Source organism: Sphingomonas sp. PAMC 26605, from assembly GCF_000241485.1.
Lineage (GTDB): Bacteria > Pseudomonadota > Alphaproteobacteria > Sphingomonadales > Sphingomonadaceae > Sphingomonas.
In genome coordinates this window covers 455,828-458,740 of record NZ_JH584241.1, presented here as the reverse complement: position 1 = coordinate 458,740, position 2,913 = coordinate 455,828, and the positions used below count along the sequence as shown (strand labels likewise).

General features: G+C 67.2%; 3 protein-coding genes. All 3 read left to right on the top strand.

What is annotated here, in order from left to right:
* The first annotated feature begins 226 nt into the window (after nucleotides 1-226).
* The 3 genes from RH90_RS02020 to RH90_RS02010 all read left to right on the top strand — a co-directional run bounded on the left by RH90_RS02020 (nucleotide 227) and on the right by RH90_RS02010 (nucleotide 2,758).
* Nucleotides 227-532 (top strand): PepSY domain-containing protein, encoded by a 306-nt coding sequence (locus RH90_RS02020; protein ID WP_010183548.1) that lies wholly within the window; start codon nucleotides 227-229, stop codon nucleotides 530-532.
* A gap of 23 nt (nucleotides 533-555) precedes the next feature.
* Nucleotides 556-1,221 (top strand): response regulator transcription factor, encoded by a 666-nt coding sequence (locus tag RH90_RS02015; protein WP_010183547.1) that lies wholly within the window; start codon nucleotides 556-558, stop codon nucleotides 1,219-1,221.
* A 103-nt stretch (nucleotides 1,222-1,324) separates the two neighbouring features.
* On the top strand, nucleotides 1,325-2,758 hold the full coding sequence (locus RH90_RS02010) for an ATP-binding protein (protein ID WP_010183546.1): 1,434 nt from the start codon (nucleotides 1,325-1,327) through the stop codon (nucleotides 2,756-2,758).
* Nucleotides 2,759-2,913 lie beyond the last annotated feature (155 nt).

Here is a 2,913-nt window from a genome sequence, read left to right as displayed (position 1 = left end):
GTCACAAGAGCCGGCCGCTCTGCGAGGCACCGCCCCACCCCCAACCCCTCCCCTGAAGGGGAGGGGCTATCCTGCCTTGCACCCCGCCGCGGCAAAGCCGCGTCGTCGGACGGGTTCGCTGGCGCCACCCGCCGGCCGGCCTTGCGCGAGTCTGCCGCCGGGGCGGCGGCTGCCGCGCTGCGGCTCATTCACAGGCTGTTCAAGCCTTCGCCCCTATGCGAAGCCAATGTCGATGTTCGTGATCGTGTTGCTGGGACTGGCCACTGCGACCGCCCCGCCCCCGCTGGCGGGCGCGTGGCTGCAGCATGTCGATCAGCGCGAGGCGTGGCATGCCCGCCAGCAGGGTCGCATCCTGCCCTTGCGCGAAATCGAGGGCCGCGTGCTGCCGACGATGCGCGGCAGCCAATATCTCGGCTTCGACTTCGACGGGGAGCGCGGGATTTACACGCTCAAGTTCCTGCGCGATGGGAAAGTCATCTGGGTCGAGGTCGACGGCCGCTCGGGCCAGATCCTCGGCCGCACCGGCAATTGAGCGCCCCAGAAAAGGAAAAAGCTATGCGCGTTTTGATCGTCGAGGACGAACCCAGCCTGGGCCAGCAGCTCAAGGCCACGCTCGAAGGCGCAGGCTATGCGATCGACCTCGCCACCGACGGCGAGGAAGGGCATTTCATGGGCTCGACCGAGAATTACGACGCGATCATCCTCGACCTCGGCCTGCCCGAGATCGACGGGCTGACCGTGCTCGACCGCTGGCGCAAGGAAGGCCGCACCGCCCCGGTGCTCGTGCTCACCGCGCGCGACAGCTGGTCGGACAAGGTCGCCGGGCTCGATGCCGGCGCCGACGATTATGTCGCCAAGCCGTTCCAGTCCGAAGAGCTGATCGCTCGCCTGCGCGCGCTGATCCGCCGCGCCTCGGGCAACGCTTCGTCCGAACTGACCGCGGGCGGCGTCCGGCTCGACACGCGCAGCGGCAAGGTCACGCTCAACGGCGAGCCGGTCAAGATGACCGCGCAGGAATACAAGCTGCTCAGCTATCTGCTCCACCACAAGGGCAAGGTGGTCAGCCGCACCGAGCTGATCGAGCATATCTACGACCAGGATTTCGACCGCGATTCGAACACGATCGAAGTGTTCGTCACGCGCATCCGCAAGAAGCTCGGGCAGGACGTGATCACCACGATCCGAGGCCTCGGCTACAGCCTCGAAGATCCAGATGCGTAAGCCCGCTTCGTCACCCCCGCGAAAGCGGGGGTCCCGCTGGATCGAGCGCGGCGCAGCAGCGGGATCCCCGCTTTCGCAGGGGTGACGCGACGTGGGTGACGCTGTGATCTTGGACCAGGCGGCGGAGCATGTCGCTGCCCCCCTCCCCCCGCTCGAGGCCGACGCGCATCCGGCGATCCCGGTGCGCACGACGGGCTCGCTGTCGCGGCGGATGATCGTGATCGCGGCGGGGTGGATCCTGCTGCTGCTGACCGGCGGCGGCTTCGCGCTCGATCGCGTGCTGACCACCGCGATCACGCGCAATTTCGACGACCAGCTCGAATATGTGCTGACCGCGCTGATCGTCTCGGCCGAGATCGGGCCGCAAGGCGAGGTCATTTCGAACCGCGAGCCCGCCGACCAGCGCTTCATCGAGCCCAATTCGGGGCTGTACTGGCAGATCGGCGCGCCGGGCCAGGAGCCTTTCCCGTCGCGCTCGCTGTGGGATCGGCGGCTCGCTTATGGCAGCACGCATAACGACCTCGCGGTCCACGCCTATGACAGCAATCAGTTCGTCGACCCCAAGGCCGAGAATCCCGAGCGGCTGCGGATCGTCGAGCGCGACGTCACGCTGCCGGGGTCGAAGGTGCGCTGGCGCTTCCAGGTGGCGCAGAGCCGCGACGGGCTCGACGCGCAGATCAAGGTGCTGCGCAAGACTCTCGTGCGCAGCTTCGCGTTGCTCGGCTTCGGGCTGATCGTGATGGCGGCGTTGCAGACCTTCTATGGCCTGTGGCCGCTCCGGAAAGTGCGCGAGGAGATCGCGCGGATGCGCGCGGGCAAGGCGCGGCAGATCGAGCGGCCGATGCCGATCGAGGTCGCGCCGATGGTCGAGGAATTGAACGCGCTGATCGCGCATAACGAGCGCCAGGCCGAGGAAGCGCGCCGCCACGCCGGCAACCTCGCGCATGCACTCAAGACGCCGCTCACCGTGATCATGAACGCCGCCACCGCACAGGCCGACGATCTCGGCGAGACGGTGGTGCGCGAGGCGCGGACGATGCGGCGGCAGGTCGACCATCACCTTGCGCGCGCGCGGGCGGTCGGGCGGCGCGGGTCGGCGCACAGCCGGGCCGACGTCTGGCCGAGCCTCGAATCGGTCGAGCGCGCGGTCGGCATCCTGTATCGCCACGTCCGCATCGATACCGACGGCCCGAAGAACCTGCAGGTCCATGTCGAGCGGCAGGATCTGGACGAGATGCTCGGCAATCTGATCGAGAATGCCGCGAAATATGGCGGCGGCTCGGTGTTCGTCACCGTCTCGAAGCATTCGGGCTTCGTCGAGTTCCTGATCGAGGATGACGGCGTCGGCATCCCCGAGGAACAGCGGCTGCGCATCTTCGACCGCGGCGTGCGGCTCGATTCGGGCAAACCGGGGACGGGCCTTGGCATGGCGATCGTGCGCGACGTGGCGGAGATCTACGAGGGCACCGTCAGCCTCGAGGAGAGCGAGGATCTCGGCGGGTTGCTCGTGCGGCTGCGCTTGCCGGCGGCGAATTGACGCTTGCGACGAACCGAGGGGCAGTTGACTCGATTGACCCCTGGACGTGGTGTTTACAACGGCGATCGTTTCCGTTTTTGCGCTGATGCGGATTCGACAATTTCAAAGAGCCTCCTGGTACATACCATGAACGCTCGGTGTAGGACAGCGCCGAG